Origin of the sequence: Streptomyces sp. NPDC060049 (assembly GCF_042736715.1) — a bacterium.
GTDB lineage: Bacteria > Actinomycetota > Actinomycetes > Streptomycetales > Streptomycetaceae > Streptomyces.
Genome location: NZ_JBHWVV010000001.1, coordinates 133,304 through 153,227 on the forward strand (window position 1 = coordinate 133,304; position 19,924 = coordinate 153,227).

Here is a 19,924-nt window from a genome sequence, read left to right on the forward strand (position 1 = left end):
TGCGGGCGGTGCGATCGGAAGCGGAAGCTGCTCCGGCCCCCTCCATGCCCCATGGACGACGAAAATATATCTCGATATCAAGATACATGATATCGAGATACTTGATTTGAAGAGACTTCACATCGACAGACCCTTTACACTGATCCGCATGGAGGACGAGGTCGACCGACTGGTTGCGGCATGGCGGCGGGAACGCCCTGACCTCGACGTGGAACCACTCGAGGTGCTCAGCCGCGTCAGCAGGCTCGCGCGCCACCTCGACCGGGCCCGCAGACTGGCCTTCTCCGAGCACGGCCTGGAGCCGTGGGAGTTCGACGTGCTGACCTCGCTCCGGCGGGCCGGCGCGCCCTACCAGCTCTCCCCCGGACAGTTGTTGACGCAGACTCTGGTCACCTCCGGCACCATGACCAACCGCATCGACCGGCTCGCCAAGAAGGGCCTCGTCGAGCGGCTGCCCGACCCCAACGACCGGCGCGGGGTCCTGGTCCGCCTGACGCCCGAGGGCCGCGACCGGGCCGACCAGGCGCTCGCCGGGCTGCTGGCCCAGGAACGGGCGATCCTGGCCCAGCTCTCGCGCACCCAGCGCGGCGATCTCGCGGCGCTGCTACGCCAGTTGACCGCTCCGTTCGACAACCTCCCCGGATAGTCCCGCCCCTGGCAGTCCCGGCAGGTCCGCGGGGCGCACCCCGGCCCGCCGGGCCAGGGCGACGGCCGCGAGCGTGGAGTGCACCCCGAGCTTGCCCAGCACGTTCTGCATGTGGGTGCGGACGGTGTGCGGGGAGAGGAACAGCCGCGCCGCCACGTCCTTGCGGCCCAGCCCCGCCACCATGCAGCGCAGCACCTCCAGCTCACGGGGCGTGAGGGACTCCACGAGCCGTTCGCTGTCCGTACGGTGCTTGCGCGCGGCGGTCAGTTCACGGAGGACTCCGGTGAGCAGCGCGGGCGGAAGGTGCGTCTCCTCGCGCAGGACTCCGCGCACGACGGCCAGCAGCCGCGAGAGGGAGCAGTCCTTCGCCACCCAGCCGGAGGCCCCTGCCTGGAGCGCGAGGGCGGCCCGGCGCGGATCGTCGCGCTCGGCGAGGACGACCGTGCGGACCCCGGGGTGCGACACCCGTACGCCCGCCACCAGTGCGATCCCGTCGGCGGCGGCCGACGGGCCGGAGGCGGGCTCCCGCTGCGCGGGGACGGCTCCGGCGACGGCGGCGAGGTCGGCGTCGACCAGCAGCACGTCGTAGCGGCGGCCCTCGGCCGCCGCGCGTTCGAGACAGCGCAGCGCGGCCGGGCCGCTGCCGGCCGCGGACACGTCCACGTCCGGTTCGGCCGCGAGCGCGGCGGCGAGAGATTCGGCGAAGATGCGGTGATCGTCGACCACGAGTACCCGGATACGGACCACAAAACCCCCAAGGGTCGGGGAACGGACGGCGGCGGGTACGGCGCCCGGACCGGGTGATCCGCAGGCGCCCCGGCCGCCGCCGTGACATCTCTGCACTACCCCGGAGCGGACGTCGTACCCGACTTGTCTCGACCCCTGAATCAACACCGGCCCCCACCGGTGTCACGCTTCAGCGTAGGCCCGGGGGCGACCGGCGGTTGGCCGAATAGCAGAAGTTTTCCGAGCGATTTTGCGGCGGGGCGCTCCTGCGGAGCCTCCTGGATGGCTTGAAATCGTTCCGGCGCAACCCCCCAGGACATATGCGGGACCCGCGTGTGCCCCGGGCAGTTGCACGGGGTGTATTTCACCCGGCGTGCGCACGCCGGGCGCCCGCGCACAGCGCCCGGCCACGGCGCACCCCGAACGCGTGCGCGCCCCCGCACCGGGTGGGGCTGGGGCGCGCCCGCCGTCCCGTACGGGTCCGGCGGATCCGCCGGTCCGGCTGGTTCAGCCGGTCCGGGTGGTTCAGCCGGTCCGGGTGGTTCGGCCGGTCCGGGTGCTCGAGATGCTTCAGCTGGTCCGGGCGCGGAGGGCGCGGGTGAAGTTCCAGGCGTCCGTCACGATCCCCGTGAGGTCGGAGCGCACCGGGGTCCAGCCGAGGCGCTCGTGGGCCCTGCGGGCGGAGGCGACGAGCACCGCCGGGTCGCCGGTCCGGCGCGGGGCGACGACCTCGGGGATCTCCTCCCCGGTGACCTTGCGGACGGTCTCGATGACCTCGCGGACCGAGAAGCCGTTGCCGTTGCCGAGGTTGCACACGAGGTGTTCCCCCTCGACCGCGGTCTCCAAGGCGGCCAGGTGGGCCCGCGCCAGGTCGGCGACGTGGATGTAGTCCCGCACGCAGGTGCCGTCCGGCGTCGGGTAGTCCTCTCCGAAGACCGAGATCGACTCCCGTTCGCCGAGGGCCACTTGCAGCACGAGCGGGATCAGGTGCGTCTCGGGGTCGTGTCGCTCGCCGAACTCCCCGTAGGCGCCCGCCACGTTGAAGTAGCGCAGCGAGACCGCCGCGAGTCCGTGCGCCGCGCACTGCCCCGCGATCATGTGGTCGACCGCCAGTTTCGTGGCGCCGTACGGGTTGGTCGGCGCGGTGACCGAGGTCTCGGTGAGCGGCCCGTCGGCCGGCTCCCCGTAGGTGGCGGCGGTGGAGGAGAACACCAGCGTGCGCACGCCCGCCCCGCGCATCGCGGCCAGCAGGGCCATGGTGCCGCCGACGTTGTTCTCCCAGTACTTTCCGGGGTTCACGACCGACTCGCCGACCTGCGAGGAGGCCGCGAAGTGCAGGACCCCGTCGAAGGAGGGGTCCAGGTGTTCGGCGGCGTCCTGGATGCGGCCCTCGATGAACGCGGCGCCGTCCGGCACCCCGGAGCGGAAGCCGGTGGAGAGGTCGTCGAGGACGACCACCTCGTGGCCCGCTTCCAGGAGATGGGCCGCGACCACGCCGCCCACGTATCCGGCGCCGCCGGTGACCAGGTATTTGGAAGGTGCCGTCTTGCCCACGTGATGCTGCCTCTCGCGCGAGAACGCACGCGCGATGCGTCGCGTGCTGGTGACCGGCTTACCGGATGGGGCCCTCACGGGGAAATCCGGGGCACGGATCAGGACGAAGCGGCCCCGGACGGCGGCAGTCCGGCCCGCTCCAGCAGCCCGGTACGGGCGGCCAGCGCGGCCGCCTCCAGCCGCGAGCCCACGCCGAGCTTCATCAGCACCCGCTGTACGTGCGTGCGGGCGGTGCTCGGGGCGATGGCCATGCCCGCGGCGATGAGCCGGGTGTCCTCGCCCTCGGCGACCCGGACCAGCACCTCGACCTCGCGCGGGGTGAGCAGCCGCAGCAGCCTGCTGCCTTCGTCGTCGGGCTGGGCGGCGGGGTTGAGCAGGTCCGCGAAGGCGCTCTGCAACAGCTGCGGGGCGATGGCGACTTCCCCCGAGCGGGCCTTGGCCAGCGCCCGCTCCACGCCCTCGATGCGCTCGTCGTGGCGTACGTAGCCCGAGGCCCCGGCGGCGAAGGCGGCCGCGATGCCGCGCGGGCTCGGCACCGGGCCGAGGACGACGACGGCGATCTGCGGGCGCTCCCGCTTGATCCGGACGACCGGCTCGAAGACCCCCGGCTCGGCGGGCGTGGCGGTGCCCAGCAGGCAGACCTCGGGGGCGCGGCTGATGACCAGCTCGGCGGCGCCCGCGGCCGGGGCGGCGGCCGCCAGGACCCGGTGGCCGCGCAGTTTCAGGGCGGAGGCGAGCGCCTCGGCCAGCAGCCGGTGCTCGTCGACCACCACGACCCGTACGCCCATCACCACCCACCCCCCACCCTTCTGCCCCGGCAAGCTACACGCTTGTTCGACGGTGCGGTGCGGATACCGCGCAGAAGCCCCCGGAAGGGCGGACCTTCCGGGGGCTTCGGGCGCTTCTGTGCGGGTGCGTCGGCGGGTCAGCCCGTCGTGAAGGAGACGAAGCTGTAGTACGGGTCGGTGGCGACGGAGGACTTGCTGCTGACGGACGTGCGGGCGATGAAGAGCTTCCCGTTGCCGTAGATGTACTCGGCGGCGTCCGGCACGTACTGGGTCTCCGCGCGCTGTGATTCCTTGGTCGCCGGGTTCTGCATGAGCAGGGTTTCCTTCATCCCCTTGGGCTCGATGGAGACGACCTGGCCGCCGCCGTCGTAGGGCGGAACCTTGTAGGCGATGAGGTTCGGGCCGTCCATGCGCATCGGGAAGATCTTGAAGCGCTCGCCGGCGTCGGCGCGGTCGGCGGTCTGCTTGCCGGTCTCCAGGTCGAAGGAGATGATCTCGTTGGTGCGCCCGACCTCGGCCGTGCCCTGGTGCTCCTCGGTCGGCATGTAGAGCTTGCCGTTGCCGACGACCATGTGGGTGCAGTCCTCGACCTCGGTGCCCCCGCAATCGGGGTCGTAGTTGCCCGAGGTGAGCCCGATGCGCGCCTTCAGCGCTCCCGCGTCGTCGAGGACGAAGAGGTCGCTGACGCCCGTGGCGTTCTTGGCGGTGCGGTTGACGTTCGCCGAGACGACCAGCGGCTTGGTGGAGACGATCTGGGCGAAGTCGAGGCCCGGGGAGAGCTTGTACGAGGACTTCTGCGCGCCGGTGGCCGGGTCGAGGGCCTGGGCGTACAGGGTGTAGCCCGAGCTCTGGCCGCACCGGCGGATCACGGCGAGGGCGGGGCCGCCGGCGTAGCCGATGTCCTTGCAGCCCTCGGCGTCGGTCTTGGGCGTCCACAGGGGCTTGCCGTCGGTGAGGCTCCAGGCGGCGCCGCCGTCCAGGCCGCCCGCGGCGACGGTCTGGCCGCTGACGGTGACCTCGTTGAAGGTGACGGGCTTGTCGCCGCCGGTCTGGGACTTCGCGGTGGCGGACCACAGGAGCTTGCCGGAGTTGAGGTCGATGACGCCGACCTGGTTGCACGGCTGGTACTTCTTCTCCGGCGTCGGCAGGGCAGCGTCGAAGAGGATCGCGGTCTTGTCCTCGGTGGCGAAGCGGCTGGCGGCGCAGACGTTGGCGTTGAGCGGGGTCTCCCACTTCTTGCCGCCGTCGGTCAGGTTGTAGCCGACGACCTTGCCCATGTCGGACTTCACGTAGGTGGTGGCGGTCAGCCAGGACCCGCGGATGTCGACGATCTCCTCCGAGACCGGCATGGGGACGTTGACGAGCGTCTTCGACTTGGTCTTGGCCGGCACCTTTTCGGAGCCGCCGGCGCCGGGCTGGCCCTTGTCGCCGCCGGTCCCCGGGCTCGCGCTGCCGTCGGCGACGGGCTTCCCGTCGCCTCCCTCGTCCTCCCCGGAGACGTACCAGAAGCCGCCGCCGATGATGAGGGCGATGGCCAGGAGGGCCGCGCCGACGATCATCAGCTGGGTGCGCACGTCGTTGCCGCCGGAGCCGGGGCCGCCGGCGCCGCCTGCCGGGTCCTGGGCCGCGTACATGGGCGCGGTGACGGGCTGCTGCTGCGGGGAGCCGTACGCCTCCTGCGGATAGCCGTAGGAGGGGGCGGGCTGCCCGGCGGGGGCCCCGGCCGACGCGGCGGGGGCCGCGGGCTGCCCGGCGGGGACCGTCGGCGGCTGGGCCGGAGGCTGCGGGGGCGCCGACGGCATGGCGGGCGGCGCGGGGGGCATCGGCGGGGGTCCGCCGAAGCCGCCCGGCCGGGGGTCACTCCCCGCGGCGGCCGGGGGAGGGTCCTGCGGCGCGCCGAAACCGCCGGACGGCGGCTGGCTGGGGGGCGGCGGGGTACTCATCTGGATCTCCTTGCGTGGGAAACGCGGCCTTCAGGGGGAGCGCTCACTTGCCGAAGACCATCAGGAACTTCTCGTTCTTGTTCTGCGCGGACAGGTGGGACGCCGAGACGAAGAGCCGGCCGTCCGCGTAGTCGACGACCGGGGAGTAGAAGGCGCTCTCCACCTCGGACGCGGGGCCGGACGGGTTGCGCAGGACCGCGGTGGGCGTGCCGCCGGCGGCCGGGACCGTGAGGACCTCGCCGCCCTTGTCGGACTCCGCCTCGCGGTAGAGGACCAGCTGGCCGCCCGCCGCCTTGAGCGGGGTGAGGGTGCGGCCCTCGCCGGCCGGGGTGCGCCACTTCTCCTTGCCCGTGCCCAGGTCGAAGGCGACGATCTCGTTGGCCTTGCCCGCTCCGGGCCTGGTGGGCATGTAGAGGGTGTTGGCGTCGACGCGGGAGGAGTCGCAGCCCTGCAGGGACCGGTCGAAGGTGCCGCCGCAGCCGACGGGGAAGCTGCCTTCGCCGGAGACGGTGGCGCGCTGCTTGCCGTCGGGTCCCAGGACCACGATGGAGCGCTCCTTCTTCTCGGTGTTGCCGAGGTCGAGGACGATCGGGTCCAGCGAGTAGACGCTCTTGACCTCGAAGCCCTTCGGGAGCTTGTAGATCCAGGTGTTCTTGCCGGTGGCCGGGTCGGCGTCCGTGACCTGGACGGTGCGGTCCGCGTCCTGGCAGGTGCCGATGGAGATCATCTTGCCGTTGAGGGCGACGAAGTCGCTGGGCTGGCAGCCCTCGGTCCGCTTGTTGTCGAAGAGCTTGTCGCCGGTGCTGACCTTGAAGGCGCTGCTCATGCCCAGCCGGTTGACGACGACGGCGTCCCCGGTGATCGCGAGGTCAGGGGAGGTGAAGATGTCGAAGAGGCCTTCCTTCGGCACCTCGTGCGACCACCCCTCCTTGCCGGCCTTGAGGTCGATCATCCGCATCTGGTTGCAGTCGGCGCTGTCGGACTCGCCGTTCTTGTACATGACGACGGTCTTGCCGTCGGTGCTCTGGTTGGTGAGTCCGCAGATGACGGTGGGGAGGGTGAGGGTCCACTTCTCCTTGCCGTCGGCGATCCCGTAGCCGGTGACGGTCTTCCAGAGGGTCTTGACCACGGTGTCGCCGACGATCCACTGGCCCTTGGCGTCGACGCCGCCACCGGGGCCGTCGATCTTGCTGGTCTTGAACCAGAGGACCTTGTCCTCGCCCTGCTTGCGGCCGGCGTTGAGGTCTTCCTGGTCGCCGCCGCCGTTGCCGCTGCCGTCGCCCTTGTCCACGGAGGCGGAGGGCGAGGCCTTGCCGTCGGCGGGCGGCGTGGACTCCTGCGCGACGGGCTGGTCCTTGCCCTTGTCCTCGCCGCCGGCGAAGACGAAGTAGCCGGCGGTGCCCAGGACGAGGACGCCTGCGACGGCCGCCGCGATGAGCACGGCCGGCTTCCGGTTCGGCCGGGAGGGCGGCGCCGGCGGCATGCCGGGGGCGCCGGGCGGCATGGTCGGGGGCGGCGGGAAACCGTAGCCGCCGGGCGGCTGCTGGCCGTACGGCCCCTGCTGCTGCGGCTGCTGCGGGTGGGGCTGCTGCTGGGGCTGCTGGGCGTACGGGTTCTCGCCTTGCGGCGGGTAGCCGTGACCGGGCTGCGGCGGCCCGGGCAGGTGTCCGTAACCGGAAGGTGTCGGTGGCTGGTTCGGCGGCTGGGGCGGCTCGGTCATCAGCGCATACCTTCGGCGTCGGGTGGTCGGAGGATGCCCTTTCTATCACTGACGGGATGCACAGCGCCGAGCCGGTCCGCCCCCTGTTCCCAAGGGAGGACCGGCTCGTGATACCGCCGTTATCCGGCCAGTTGGCGCCGGCGCCCCTGGAACCTACGCGTCCTCGGCGAGCTCCAGCCAGCGCATCTCCAACTCGTCGCGGTCGGAGATGAGTTCCCGCAACTCGGTGTCGAGCTTGGCCACCTTGTCGAAGTCCGTGGAGTTCTCGGCGATCTGGGCGTGCAGATTGCTCTCGCGGTCCGACATCTTGTTGAGCTGCCGCTCGATCTTCTGCAGCTCCTTCTTGGCGGCGCGCGCGTCCCCGGAGGCCGAGGACTTGCCGGCGGCGGCCACGGCCGGCGCCGGGGAGGCCGCCTCGATCATCTTCTGGCGGCGCTCCAGGTACTCGTCCAGGCCGCGCGGCAGCATCCGCAGGCTCGCGTCGCCGAGCAGCGCCATCACCGTGTCGGTGGTGCGCTCGATGAAGAACCGGTCGTGCGAGATCACGATCATCGAGCCGGGCCAGCCGTCGAGGAGGTCCTCCAGCTGGGTCAGGGTCTCGATGTCGAGGTCGTTGGTGGGCTCGTCGAGGAAGAGGACGTTGGGCTCGTCCATCAGCAGGCGCAGGATCTGCAGCCGGCGCCGCTCACCACCGGAGAGGTCGCCGACGGGCGTCCACTGCTTCTCCTTGGTGAAGCCGAACTGCTCGCACAGCTGGCCCGCCGTCATCTCGCGGCCCTTGCCGAGGTCCACGCGGTCGCGGACGCGCTGGACGGCCTCCAGGACCCGCAGGGAGGGGTCGAGTTCGCCGACCTCCTGGGAGAGGTAGGCCAGCCGGACGGTCTTGCCCACGGTGACGGTGCCGGCGGCCGGCTGCACGTCGCCCTGGGTGCGGGCGGCCTCGCCGAGGGCGCGCAGCAGGGAGGTCTTGCCGGCGCCGTTGACGCCGACGAGGCCGACGCGGTCGCCGGGGCCCAGGTGCCAGGTGAGGTGCTTGAGGAGGGTCTTGGGGCCGGCCTGGACGGTGACGTTCTCCAGGTCGAACACCGTCTTGCCGAGGCGGGCGTTGGCGAACTTCATCAGCTCGGACTTGTCGCGCGGCGGCGGCACGTCGGCGATCAGCTCGTTGGCGGCCTCGATGCGGTAGCGCGGCTTGGATGTCCGGGCAGGGGCGCCGCGGCGCAGCCAGGCCAGCTCCTTGCGCATCAGGTTCTGCCGCTTGGACTCCTCCGTCGCGGCGATGCGGTCGCGCTCGGCGCGGGCGAAGACGTAGTCGCTGTAGCCGCCCTCGTACTCGTGGACGTCACCGCGCTGGACGTCCCACATGCGGGTGCAGACCTGGTCGAGGAACCACCGGTCGTGCGTGACGCAGACGAGCGCGGAGCGGCGCTCCTGGAGGTGCCTGGCCAGCCAGGAGATGCCCTCGACGTCGAGGTGGTTGGTGGGCTCGTCGAGTACGAGGAGGTCCTGGTCGGCGATGAGCAGCTGGGCGAGCGCGATGCGCCGGCGCTCGCCGCCGGAGAGCGGGCCGATGACGGTGTCGAGGCCCTGTCCGAAGCCGGGCAGGTCCAGGCCGCCGAAGAGGCCGGTCAGGACGTCGCGGATCTTGGCGTTGCCGGCCCACTCGTGGTCGGCCATGTCCCCGATGATCTCGTGGCGGACGGTGGCCTGGGGGTCCAGGGAGTCGTGCTGGGTGAGCACGCCCATGCGCAGGCCGCTGTTCTGGGTGACCCGGCCGGTGTCGGGTTCCTCCAGTTTGGCGAGCATGCGGATGAGGGTGGTCTTGCCGTCGCCGTTGCGGCCGACGACACCGATCCGGTCCCCCTCGGATACGCCGAGGGAGATGCCGTCGAGCAGGGTACGGGTTCCGTACACCTTGCTGACTGCCTCGACATTGACCAGGTTGACGGCCATCAGGAGCGCTCCAGGGAAGGGGTGTGGATCAGCCCCCCAGCCTAACGCTCCGAGAAGTGCCGGACCGTTCCGCCAGGAACCACCCGCCGAGCGCCGTGGCGATCGCGGCGGGCGCGGGGCTGGATCCTCCAGCCCCGCCGACGGGCCCTAGAGGCGGGTCGCGCCGGGGGACGGGCTGGTCGCCGTGTGGGTGCTGCGGCAGGTGCCCGAGGCTTCGAGGGCCGCCGCCACCTTCGCCGCCGACTCGGCGTCGCGGACGAGGAAGGCCGTCGTGGGGCCCGAGCCGGACACCAGGGCGGCCAGGGCTCCGGCGTCGGTGCCGGCGGCGAGGGTGGCGGCCAGCTGCGGGCGCAGCGCGAGGGCGGCGGGCTGGAGGTCGTTGGCCAGGGTGGCGGCGAGCGCGTCCGGGTCGCCGGACGCCAGCGCCGCCAGCAGCGCCGGGGAGGCCTGCGGGGCGGGGACCTCCGTGTGCGCGGTGAGGCGGTCGAACTCGCGGAAGACCGCCGGGGTGGAGAGGCCGCCGTCGGCGACCGCGAAGACCCAGTGGAAGGATCCGGCGGCCAGCGGGGTCAGGACCTCTCCGCGGCCGGTGCCGAGCGCCGCGCCGCCGACGAGGCTGAACGGCACGTCGCTGCCGAGCTCCGCGCAGAGGGCGAGGAGGTCCTCCTGCGGGGTGTCCAGGCCCCACAGCGCGTCGCAGGCGAGGAGGGCCGCCGCGCCGTCCGCGCTGCCGCCCGCCATGCCGCCGGCCACGGGGATGCGCTTGTCGATGTGCAGGTGGACGGAGGGGGTCAGGCCGTTGCGGGCCGCCAGGATCTCCGCCGCCCGCGCGGCCAGGTTCGTACGGTCCAGCGGGACCTGGGCGGCGTCCGGGCCCGCGCAGGTCACGGTCAGTTCGTCGGCCGCCGTCGCCGTCACCTCGTCGAACAGGGAGACCGCGAGGAAGACGTTCGCCAGGTCGTGGAAGCCGTCCGGCCGCGCGGCGCCCACCGCCAGCTGGACGTTGACCTTCGCGGGGACCCGTACCGTCACGCTCACAGCGCGGGCCTCTGCGCCGCGGGCTTGTGCTCGGCGATCGCCGCGAACTCCTCGACGGTGAGGGACTCGCCGCGGGCCTGCGGGGAGATCCCGGCCGCGACGAGCGCGGCCTCCGCGCCCGCCGCCGAGCCGGCCCAGCCGGACAGCGCCGCGCGCAGCGTCTTGCGCCGCTGGGCGAAGGCCGCGTCGACGACCGCGAAGACCTCGGACTTGGACGCGGTGGTCTTGACGGGTTCCGCCCGGCGGACGAGCGAGACGAGTCCGGAGTCGACGTTCGGCGCGGGCCAGAAGACGTTGCGGCCGATGGAGCCGGCCCGCTTGACGTCCGCGTACCAGTTGGCCTTGACGGAGGGCACTCCGTACACCTTGTTGCCGGGCTTGGCGGCGAGCCGGTCGGCGACCTCCGCCTGCACCATGACGAGGGTCCGCTCGATGGTGGGGAAGCGGTCGAGCATGGTCAGCAGCACGGGCACGGCCACGTTGTACGGAAGGTTCGCGACGAGCGCGGTCGGCGCCGGGCCGGGCAGTTCCTTCACGAGCATGGCGTCGGAGTGGACCAGCGCGAAGCGGTGCTTGCGCTCGGGCATCCGCGCCTCGATGGTGGCGGGCAGGGCGGCGGCGAGGACGTCGTCGATCTCGACGGCGACGACCCGGTCGGCGGCCTCCAGCAGCGCGAGCGTCAGCGAGCCGAGGCCCGGGCCGACCTCGACGACGACGTCGTCCGGGCGGACGGCGGCGGTGCGCACGATGCGGCGCACCGTGTTGGCGTCGATGACGAAGTTCTGGCCTTTCTGCTTCGTCGGCCGTACGCCGAGTACGGCGGCCAGCTCCCGGATGTCGGCCGCGCCGAGGAGGGAAGAGGTTTCGGGCGCGGGAGTGACCTCGGGCGCGGGAGTGACCTCCGTCGAGGCCTCGGACGAGGTCTCGGGCCGCTCGGACTCGGGCTGCTGCTCTGCTGTGCTCACCGATAAAGGGTACGGCCGCAGTGCGGCCACGGACTCGCCCCCCGCTGCACGTAGAGCTTCTTGGCGCGGTAGGTCTGTTCCTGGCCCGGCGCGTCCTGCGGGCGGCCGCTGCCGCCGAGGGACTGCCAGGTCCGGACGTCGAACTGGTAGAGCCCGCCGTACGTCCCCGAGGGGTCGGCGGCCGCGGGCCGGCCGCCGGACTCGCAGCGGGCCAGTGCCGCCCAGTCGAGGCCGTCCGCGCCCGCGACGGAGGTCGGCAGCGGCCTGGTGCCGATTTTGACGAGCTGGGTGACGGGCTCGCGGACGGTCTCCTCGGCGATCCGGCGGGGCTTCTGCTCGACGCCGTTGACGGTGCGCAGGCTGTACGTGACCCTGCGAGCCCCGGGGCGGCCGGAGCGTTCGACGACCTCGGTGCCCGCGAAGAGGGTGGCGTCCTTGACCTTCTCGGTCTCGTACGGGATGCGCTCCTCGCGGATCTCGCGGGTGCCGGTGATGCGGAGCACGGTGACGGTCTGGCCGTCGCGCGGGAACGCGCCGGGGGGCACGGAGGTGGTGTCCTGGCCGCGGAGGGTGATGCCGGCCTGGTCGAGGGCCTCCCGCACGGTGGCGGCGTTGGTGCGGATGGTGTTCTCGCGGCCGTCGGCCATGAAGGTGATGCTGCGTTCGGTGCGGACGGCGAGGGCCAGGCCGGTGCGCGGGACGGGGGCGGTGCGGGGGGCGGAGAGGTAGGCGCCCTCGCCGCGGATGCCGAACTGGCGCAGTGCGCCGTCCACGGTGCGGGCGGTGGTCCACACGTCGCGGCGCTCGCCGTCGAGGGTCAGGCGCAGGGGCCGGCCGTAGCGGACGACGATCTCGTCGCCGTCGTCGAGGGCCTCTCCCCTGGCCGGGGCGACGAGGTCGTGGGGGCCGACGCCGAGGCCTTGCGCGACGAGCAGCGCGTCGACGTCGCCGGCGAAGGTGTGCAGGGTCCGCGGGACTCCGTCGACAGTGAGGCGTACGGCTTTGTCGGCGGCGACGAAGGCGGTGGTGCCGCCCGCGAGGAAGGCGACGACCAGGGCCTGCGGCACGATCCGCCGCCAGCTGTCGCGGGATGCGGGGGCGCCGGCGCGGCGCCGCCGGGTCCGGGGGCCGCCGGTCGCCATCGCGGGCGCGGGCACCGTGTCGAGGCCGCCTCTGCGGCGCCCGGTCCCGGGGGGAGCCGGAGCCTGCGCGGCCGCGCGTACGCCGCTTCGGCTCGGGCCGGGGCCGCCGGGTTCGGGCGGCGGGGCCGGCTCGGGGCGCCGGCGGCGACCGGTGGCCGGCGGCTCCGGCGCCGGGGCGGCGACCGGCCCGGACGACCGGCGGCCGGGCCCTGCTCCAGGGGCCGGGAGCGGGCTCCCGCCGGTCCTCGGGGAAGGCAATCCGGGTTCGGGCTGCTGCTCCAGCCCGGCCCACGCCTGCGCCGGAGCCCCTCCGCCTGGGGGCGAGTGCGGCCCGGGCTCCGCGGGCTCCCAGCCGTCGGGGGCTTGCGCCGAGGCGGTGCCGTGGGGCTCCCAGGGGGCCGTGGCCGTGTGGGACGGGGCGCTCCGGGGCTCCCAGGCGGCCGGCGCGGGCGGGGGCGGGGCGCTGCGGGCGGCCATCGCGTCCGCCCAGCCGACGACGCCACCGCCCGCGGCGCCGTGGACCGGGGCCGGCTCGGGGTCGGGGTCGGGATCCGGGGCCCAGCGGCCGTGGGGCTCCGTGTCGGCGTCCTCGGGCCAGGTGTCGCGTCCACCGGCAGGCCAGGCCATATCGCTCACGACGCTCGCTCCAGTGGTCCGTCCGGCTGCTTCGGGCACGGCACCCTAGCCGAGGCTTCGTCACAGAACAAAGCCGGTCGATTACGGAACGTGGCGAACGGGTGAAGGGGAGCGGGGAGGAGACGGGAGGAGACGGGTGTGGGCGCGGGGGCCGGTCAGTAGTCGAAGGCGCGGGCCGTGTTGGCGGCCAGCGCCGTCGCCATCGCGTCCTCGTCGAGGCCGCGGACGGCTGCCATCGCCCGGACCGTCAGCGGGATGAGGTAGGGGGCGTTGGGGCGTCCGCGGTAGGGGGCCGGGGTCAGGTACGGGGCGTCGGTCTCCACGAGGACCAGCTCCAGCGGGGCCACCGTCAGCGCGTCGCGCAGCGGCTGGGCGTTCTTGAAGGTGACGGTCCCGGCGAAGGACATGTAGTACCCGGCGGCGGCGCACTCCCGGGCCATCTCGGCGTCGCCGGAGTAGCAGTGGAAGACGGTCCGCTCGGGTGCGCCCTCCTCGCGCAGGACGCGCAGGACGTCCGCGTGGGCCTCGCGGTCGTGGATGACGAGGGCCTTGCCCTGGCGCTTGGCGATCTCGATGTGGGCGCGGAAGGAGCGCTCCTGCGCGGCCATGCCCTGCGGGCCGGTGCGGAAGTAGTCGAGTCCGGTCTCGCCGACCGCCTTGACGTGGGCGAGCGCGGCGAGGGCCTCGATCTCGGCGAGCGCGTCGTCGAGCGCGCTCTCGCCGCCGCCGGTCCGGGCGCCCTGCCTGGACCAGCCGTCGGGATCCCCGTGCACGATGCGGGGGGCTTCGTTGGGGTGCAGGGCCACGGCCGCGTGGACGTTGTCGTACGCGGCGGCGGTCTCGGCGGCCCAGCGGGAGCCCTTCACGTCGCAGCCGACCTGGACGACGGTGCTCACGCCGACGGAGGCGGCCTTGGCGAGGCCCTCTTCGACGGTGCCGGACTGCATGTCCAGATGGGTGTGGGAGTCGGCGACCGCCACCCGGAGCGGTTCGGGCAGCGGGGGCGGCGCGTCGTTCGACGTACTACGGCTCATACGGCCGATCTTATGACCGGTCCCCTACGAGCCCGACCGGCGGAAGAGCCCGAGCAGGCGGTCCAGCGGTCCGGGGCGGCGCACCGGGACCGGCCCGGGCGCGTCGTGCGCGGCCGCGGCCTTGCGCGGCTTCGGGGGCCGCACGGTGTACCCGGCCGGCACCGGTCCGGCGATGCCGGGGGCGGGGCGGTGGTGGTAGAGCTGGTCGAGCATGCCCACGACCGAGTTGACCTGGCCCTCCCGCATGATCCGCACCACGTGCCCGCCGCAGTTGAGGCAGGTCGGGTTGGACAGCGGCGAGGAGACCCTCTCGCCCTTCACCGTGTAGACGATGAACGGCTGGCCCCGGCCGTCGACGTGGTGCTCTATCTCGTAGCCCTGCTCCCATCCGTAGCCGCACTTCATGCACGCGAAGGAGTACGCCTCGTGCACGGTCGGAACGGCTACGGCGGGTGCGGCGGGTGCTGTGACGGGTCCCGCGGCCGGTACTTGGGGGTCAGCGAACTCACTCATGCCAGCTCCTCTTGTTCCACTGGTGCCATTGCCAGTGGACGCCTCTTCGGGCGGGAGCGCATCAGGCCCTGTCCAGTGTTGGACGGCCCTTGGGCGAGTCATGCCCAAAGCGCCCGGTGCGCGGTCTGAGCTTTGCCTTTCAGGTTAGTCCCTTGCCGATTTACGGCACCTTTTGTGCCGCGTTCTTTGCCGCGACGACGGCGTCGAAGACCTCGCGCTTGGGTACTCCGACCTCCAGGGCGACCGCCGCGATGGCCTCCTTGCGACGCTCCCCCGCCTCCTCGCGCACCCGTACCCGGTCCACCAGCTCCTGCGCGTCCACGTCGCCGGGGGCCGCGGCCGGGGCTCCCTCGACGACGACGGTGATCTCTCCGCGCACGCCCTCGGCGGCCCAGGCGGCCAGCTCGCCTAGGCCGCCTCGCTTGACCTCCTCGTAGGTCTTGGTCAGTTCGCGGCAGACGGCGGCCCGGCGGTCGGCGCCGAAGACCTCGGCCATCGCGGCCAGGGTGTCGTCGAGCCGGTGCGGGGCTTCGAAGTAGACGAGGGTGCGGCGCTCGCCCTCGACCTCGCGGAGCTTGCCGAGGCGCTCGCCGGCCTTGCGCGGCAGGAAGCCCTCGAAGCAGAAGCGGTCGACCGGCAGGCCGGAGAGGGCGAGCGCGGTGAGGACGGCGGAGGGGCCGGGCACGGCCGTGACCTTGATGTCCTTCTCCACGGCCGCGGCGACCAGCCGGTATCCGGGGTCGGACACCGAGGGCATGCCGGCGTCGGTGACCAGCAGGACGCGCTTGCCGGCCTCCAGGGCCTCGACGAGTTCGGGGGTGCGCGCGGACTCGTTGCCCTCGAAGTAGGAGAGCACCCGCCCGGTGGTGTACACGCCGAGCCCCTGCGTCAGCCGGCGCAGCCGCCGGGTGTCCTCGGCGGCGATCACGTCGGCCCGTTCCAGCTCGGTCGCGAGGCGCGGCGGCGCGTCCGCGAGGTCGCCGATGGGCGTCCCGGCGAGTACGAGGACGCCTGCCGCGTGCGCGTCGGAGGGGGCCGGGGAGGGGGCTTCGGCGGAGCGGGGCTGGTCAGTGGTCACCGCCCCATCCTCTCAGCCGTCCCACCCGGCGCGCCCCAACGCTCCCGTCCCCCTGGGTCTGGCACAGCCTCGTTCCCTACGATGACCCGGTGACCAGTACCGCGACGCCGCCGCCCAGCCCCGCGGGGGCCCCGCCCGCCCCCTCGGCGGAGCCCGACCCCGGCCCCGGATCCGCCGCCCAGCCGTCGCCCTGGCTGCGCCGCCTGCGCGGTTTCGGCTACGTGCCGCCCGCCCCGGCGAAGCGGCCGTCGGACGTGCGCACCCGCCTGGTGCCCCCGTACGCGCGGCCCTCCGCGCAGCTGTGGGGGCAGCTGGGGATCACGGCCGCCACGGCGCGGAACTGGGAGCGGGTGCTGGCGTGGGTTGGGCCGCTGCTGGTGGCGCTGGTCGCCGGGGTGCTGCGGTTCGTCCATCTGGGCAGCCCGAAGGCGGTGATATTCGACGAGACGTATTACGCCAAGGACGCGTGGGCGACGATCCGCCAGGGTTACGAGGCGAGCTGGCCCAAAGACATCGACAAGTCGATCCTCGCCAACCCGGACGGGGTCACCCTCCCGCTGGACCCGGGCTACGTCGTGCACCCGCCGGTCGGCAAGTGGGTGATCGGGCTGGGCGAGTGGATGTTCGGCTTCGACCCGTTCGGCTGGCGTTTCATGACCGCGCTGCTGGGGACCCTGTCCGTCCTGATGCTCTGCCGGATCGGCCGGCGGCTGTTCCGGTCGACGTTCCTCGGCTGTCTGGCGGGGGCGCTGCTGGCGGTGGACGGCCTGCACCTGGTGATGAGCCGCACCGCGCTGCTCGACCTGGTGCTGATGTTCTTCGTCCTGGGGGCCTTCGGCGCGCTGGTCATCGACCGGGACAAGGCCCGGGCCCGGCTCGCGGCGGCGCTCCCGGTGGACGAGGAGGGGCGCGCCCGTCCGGACGCGGGGATCGCGGAGACGCTGGGCCTGGGCTGGCGCCCGTACCGGCTGCTGGCCGGGGTGTGCCTGGGCCTGGCCTTCGGTACGAAGTGGAACGGCCTGATCGTGCTGGCCTTCTTCGGCGTCCTGACCGTGCTGTGGGACGCGGCCGCGCGCCGCACGGCCGGCGCGGGCGCCCCGTACGCGTCGATGCTGCGCAGGGACGCCCTGCCCGCCTTCCTGTCGACCGTGCCGGTGGCGCTCGCGGTCTACGTGTCCTCGTGGCTGGGCTGGATCCTGTCGCCCGACAACGGCAAGGGCGGCTACTTCCGCGACTGGGCCGCGAAGAACGACCAGCACGGCTCGTGGTCGTTCCTGCCGGAGTGGCTGCGGAGCCTGTGGCACTACGAGACGGAGGTCTACAAGTTCCACGTGGGCCTGACCTCCGGTCACACCTACGAGTCGAACCCCTGGAGCTGGCTGGTCCTGGGCCGTCCCGTCTCCTACTTCTACGAGTCCCCTGCGCCCGGTACCGACGGCTGCCCGGCGACCGAGACGGCCAAGTGCGCGCGCGAGGTGCTGGCGCTCGGGACTCCGCTGCTGTGGTGGACCGGCTGCTTCGCGCTGCTGTACGTGCTGTGGCGGTGGTTCTTCCGCCGCGACTGGCGGGCGGGCGCCATCGCGTGCGCGCTGGGCGCGGGCTTGCTGCCCTGGTTCAACTACCAGGAGCGGACCATCTTCTTCTTCTACGCGGTGGTCTTCGTCCCGTACCTGTGCCTGGCGGTGGCCATGATGATCGGCGCCCTGCTGGGCCCGGCCGGCTCCTCGGAACGGCGCCGCGCCCTGGGGGCGGTGGGCGCGGGCGTCCTCGTGTTGCTGATCGTCTGGAACTTCATCTATTTCTGGCCGATCTATACCGGCCAGACCTTGCCGATGGACTCCTGGCGGGGCCGGATGTGGCTGGACTCCTGGGTCTGAAGGGGTGGTGCACCGCACGTTCCGGTCCTGTGAAAACGCCTCCTCTAGGCCGCCTGTTCGACGTATGGTCTAAGCCAAGGGCCCTTTGAACGCGTTCAGTGTTTGCGGGGGAGAGGGGCCGCGGTACGGGGGACGGGGAAGTGAAGTGAACGGGGCTGCCAAGGGCGCCATCATCGGCGGGGTGTTCCTCGCGATGCTGGGCGGAGCCGGGTACGGGGTGTACGCGCTGGTAGGGGACGAGGGCGGAAGCGGGGCCGAGAGCCGGAACGCTCCCGGCCCCTCGGCGCCGGCCAAGGGAACCGGGCCGGTCAGCGACAAGGACGCGGCGCAGACCGCCGAGGCCTTCCTCGCCGCGTGGGCGTCGGGGGACGCCCGGGCGGCCGCCGACCTGACGAACAACCCGGCGGTCGCACTGGACGCCGTCGGGGACTACAAGACCGCGGCCGGCGTGTCCAAGGCCGTGATCACCCCGGGCGCGCAGACCGGGGCCACGGTGGCGTACTCCGTCGCCGCGGAGGTGACCTTCGCGGGGGTCACCAAACCCCTCGCCTACGAGTCCAAGCTCACCGTCGTGCGCGGCAACAGCACCGGCCTGCCGCTGGTCGACTGGCAGCCGGAGGTGATCCACCCGCAGCTCCAGAAGGGCGACAGGCTGCGCGGCGGCACCCCGGCGAGCCCGCCGGTCGCGGCCGTCGACCGCAACGGCAAGGAGCTGTCGGCCGAGAAGTACCCCTCGCTGCGCCCGGTGCTCGACAAACTGCGCGCGACGTACGGGGAGAAGCTGGGCGGCAAGGCCGGCGCCGAGCTGTGGATCCAGCCGGCCGCCCAGGACGCGCCCAGGCGCAGCCTGCTGACGCTGGTGGAGGGCACCCCGGGGCGGATCGAGACCGTCCTGGACGCCGATGTCCAGGAAGCCGCCGAGAAGGCGGTCCTGAAGTTCCCGCAGGCGTCGGTGGTCGCCGTGCAGCCCAGTACCGGGGACGTCCTGGCCATCGCCGACCACCGCGGGGACGGCTTCCCCGCGTCCATCAGCGGCGCGCGCGCACCCGGCTCCACGATGAAGATCGTGACCTCGGCGATGCTGCTGGACCGGGGCCTGGTGTCGGCGGACAAGGTCGCCGAGTGCCCGCCGGAAGTGTCGTGGGAAGGCCGGCGCTTCACGAACCTCAAGGGCTTCAAGCTCGACGGCGAGCCCTTCTCCACGAGCTTCGCGCAGTCCTGCAACACCGCCTTCATCAAGCAGATCAAGCCGGTCAACGACATCGACGCCCTCCCGAAGGAGGCCCGCGAGGTCTTCGGCATCGGCGTCGAATGGAAGGTCGGCGTGCCCACCGTCGACGGCAAGGTCCCGGAGGCCACCGGCCCGGCGGCGGCCGCGGCGTACATCGGTCAGGGCCAGGTCCAGATGAACCCCCTGACGATGGCCTCCATCACGGCGACCGCCCGGACCGGGGTGTTCCGCCAGCCCGTCGTCGTCAAGGCATCGCTGGACGGGCGCGGGCTCGCGAAGGCCACCCGGACGATGAAGCCCTCGGTGACGGCGCAGCTGGTGCGGATGATGAAGCTCACCGCGACCAGCGGCACGGCCCAGGGTGCGATGGCCGCGGTCGGCGGCTCCGACAAGGGTGCGAAGACCGGCTCGGCGGAGGTCGACGGCGCGCAGAACCCGGACAGCTGGTTCACCGGCTTCAGCGGTGACGTGGCGGCCGCCGCGATGGTCGAGGGCGGCGGCCACGGCGTCGACGCGGCCGGCCCGATCGTGGCGGCGGTACTGAACGCGGGCTGACCGGGCTGAGCGGGCCGCCCCGCGCGCTCAGCCCTCCCGTACGTCGGCCAGCACGGCCCCCGCGTGCCGGATCAGCTCGCGCGGGGCCATCGGGAACACCGTGTGCGGGGTGCCGGCGGCCGCCCAGACCACCTCGTGGACCAGCAGGGAGCGGTCCGCGAGGACCCGGGTGCGGGTGCGGTGGCCGAAGGGCGGGACGCCGCCGATGGCGTAGCCCGTGCTCTCGCGGACCAGCGCCGCGTCCGCCCGGGTCACGGCGCCGGCGCCGAGCTCCCGGCGCACCGCCTCCACGTCCACGCGCGAGGCACCGTCCATGAGCACCAGCACGGGGACCCCGTCCGCCGCGAAGATCAGCGACTTCACGATCTGACTGAGCTCGCACCCGATCGCCGCGGCCGCGTCGGCGGCGGTCCGGGTCCCGTCGGGAAAGCTGCGTACGTCCGGTTCCAGGCCCAGGGCTGCCAGGGCTTCGGCGAACAGGGGATGCGCGGTGGTCGTCATGCCTCCGCAGGCTAGCGCTGTGGC

The 19,924-nt window shown here is 73.0% G+C and carries 16 protein-coding genes; 3 read left to right on the top strand and 13 right to left on the bottom strand.

Annotated elements, in window-relative coordinates; genetic code table 11:
- Positions 1-148 precede the first annotated feature (148 nt).
- Entirely contained in the window at positions 149-646 is a 498-nt protein-coding gene (locus ACFWBY_RS00530; protein WP_384659450.1) for a MarR family winged helix-turn-helix transcriptional regulator, read from the top strand.
- Here ACFWBY_RS00530 and ACFWBY_RS00535 read toward each other — a convergent pair.
- The 12 genes from ACFWBY_RS00535 to rsmI all read right to left on the bottom strand — a co-directional run bounded on the left by ACFWBY_RS00535 (position 605) and on the right by rsmI (position 15,736).
- Positions 605-1,393: a LuxR C-terminal-related transcriptional regulator gene (locus tag ACFWBY_RS00535; RefSeq protein WP_385334727.1), complete on the bottom strand. Its 789-nt coding sequence runs from the start codon at positions 1,391-1,393 to the stop codon at positions 605-607. The genes ACFWBY_RS00530 and ACFWBY_RS00535 overlap by 42 nt on opposite strands.
- 549 nt (positions 1,394-1,942) lie before the next feature.
- On the bottom strand, positions 1,943-2,926 hold the full coding sequence (gene galE / locus ACFWBY_RS00540; RefSeq protein WP_385334729.1) for a UDP-glucose 4-epimerase GalE: 984 nt from the start codon (positions 2,924-2,926) through the stop codon (positions 1,943-1,945).
- 98 nt (positions 2,927-3,024) lie between these two features.
- Positions 3,025-3,714 carry a response regulator transcription factor gene (locus ACFWBY_RS00545; RefSeq protein ID WP_385334822.1) on the bottom strand — a complete coding sequence of 230 codons (690 nt, stop codon included), beginning with the start codon at positions 3,712-3,714 and terminating at the stop codon, positions 3,025-3,027.
- A gap of 137 nt (positions 3,715-3,851) precedes the next feature.
- Entirely contained in the window at positions 3,852-5,657 is a 1,806-nt protein-coding gene (locus ACFWBY_RS00550) for a PQQ-binding-like beta-propeller repeat protein (RefSeq protein WP_385334731.1), read from the bottom strand.
- A gap of 43 nt (positions 5,658-5,700) precedes the next feature.
- Positions 5,701-7,377 carry a PQQ-binding-like beta-propeller repeat protein gene (locus ACFWBY_RS00555; RefSeq protein ID WP_385334732.1) on the bottom strand — a complete coding sequence of 559 codons (1,677 nt, stop codon included), beginning with the start codon at positions 7,375-7,377 and terminating at the stop codon, positions 5,701-5,703.
- A 153-nt stretch (positions 7,378-7,530) separates the two neighbouring features.
- Positions 7,531-9,330: an ABC-F family ATP-binding cassette domain-containing protein gene (locus ACFWBY_RS00560; RefSeq protein WP_385334734.1), complete on the bottom strand. Its 1,800-nt coding sequence runs from the start codon at positions 9,328-9,330 to the stop codon at positions 7,531-7,533.
- Between the two features lie 147 nt (positions 9,331-9,477).
- The gene (locus tag ACFWBY_RS00565) at positions 9,478-10,368 is read right to left on the bottom strand and encodes a 4-(cytidine 5'-diphospho)-2-C-methyl-D-erythritol kinase (RefSeq protein ID WP_385334736.1); all 891 of its coding nucleotides are present in this window, start codon (positions 10,366-10,368) and stop codon (positions 9,478-9,480) included.
- Positions 10,365-11,204: a 16S rRNA (adenine(1518)-N(6)/adenine(1519)-N(6))-dimethyltransferase RsmA gene (gene rsmA, locus ACFWBY_RS00570; protein ID WP_385334824.1), complete on the bottom strand. Its 840-nt coding sequence runs from the start codon at positions 11,202-11,204 to the stop codon at positions 10,365-10,367. Before rsmA ends, ACFWBY_RS00565 begins: the two co-directional genes overlap by 4 nt.
- Positions 11,205-11,329: 125 nt before the next feature.
- Positions 11,330-12,952: a ubiquitin-like domain-containing protein gene (locus tag ACFWBY_RS00575; protein WP_385334826.1), complete on the bottom strand. Its 1,623-nt coding sequence runs from the start codon at positions 12,950-12,952 to the stop codon at positions 11,330-11,332.
- Between the two features lie 314 nt (positions 12,953-13,266).
- Positions 13,267-14,145, bottom strand: coding sequence for a TatD family hydrolase (locus ACFWBY_RS00580; protein ID WP_385334738.1), 879 nt, complete (start codon positions 14,143-14,145; stop codon positions 13,267-13,269).
- 24 nt (positions 14,146-14,169) lie between these two features.
- A complete protein-coding gene (locus tag ACFWBY_RS00585; protein ID WP_385334740.1) occupies positions 14,170-14,658 on the bottom strand; it encodes a hypothetical protein in 489 nt (162 codons plus the stop codon).
- Between the two features lie 160 nt (positions 14,659-14,818).
- Positions 14,819-15,736: a 16S rRNA (cytidine(1402)-2'-O)-methyltransferase gene (gene rsmI / locus ACFWBY_RS00590; protein WP_385334742.1), complete on the bottom strand. Its 918-nt coding sequence runs from the start codon at positions 15,734-15,736 to the stop codon at positions 14,819-14,821.
- A gap of 89 nt (positions 15,737-15,825) precedes the next feature.
- On the opposite strand from rsmI, the gene ACFWBY_RS00595 reads away from it, so the two are divergent.
- Together ACFWBY_RS00595 and ACFWBY_RS00600 are read left to right on the top strand one after the other, a co-directional pair.
- On the top strand, positions 15,826-17,613 hold the full coding sequence (locus ACFWBY_RS00595) for a dolichyl-phosphate-mannose--protein mannosyltransferase (protein ID WP_385334744.1): 1,788 nt from the start codon (positions 15,826-15,828) through the stop codon (positions 17,611-17,613).
- Between the two features lie 145 nt (positions 17,614-17,758).
- Positions 17,759-19,399, top strand: a complete 1,641-nt coding sequence (locus ACFWBY_RS00600; protein WP_385334746.1) for a penicillin-binding transpeptidase domain-containing protein — start codon at positions 17,759-17,761, stop codon at positions 19,397-19,399.
- A 27-nt stretch (positions 19,400-19,426) separates the two neighbouring features.
- Here ACFWBY_RS00600 and ACFWBY_RS00605 read toward each other — a convergent pair whose 3' ends face one another.
- Positions 19,427-19,900: a YbaK/EbsC family protein gene (locus ACFWBY_RS00605; RefSeq protein ID WP_385334748.1), complete on the bottom strand. Its 474-nt coding sequence runs from the start codon at positions 19,898-19,900 to the stop codon at positions 19,427-19,429.
- Positions 19,901-19,924 lie beyond the last annotated feature (24 nt).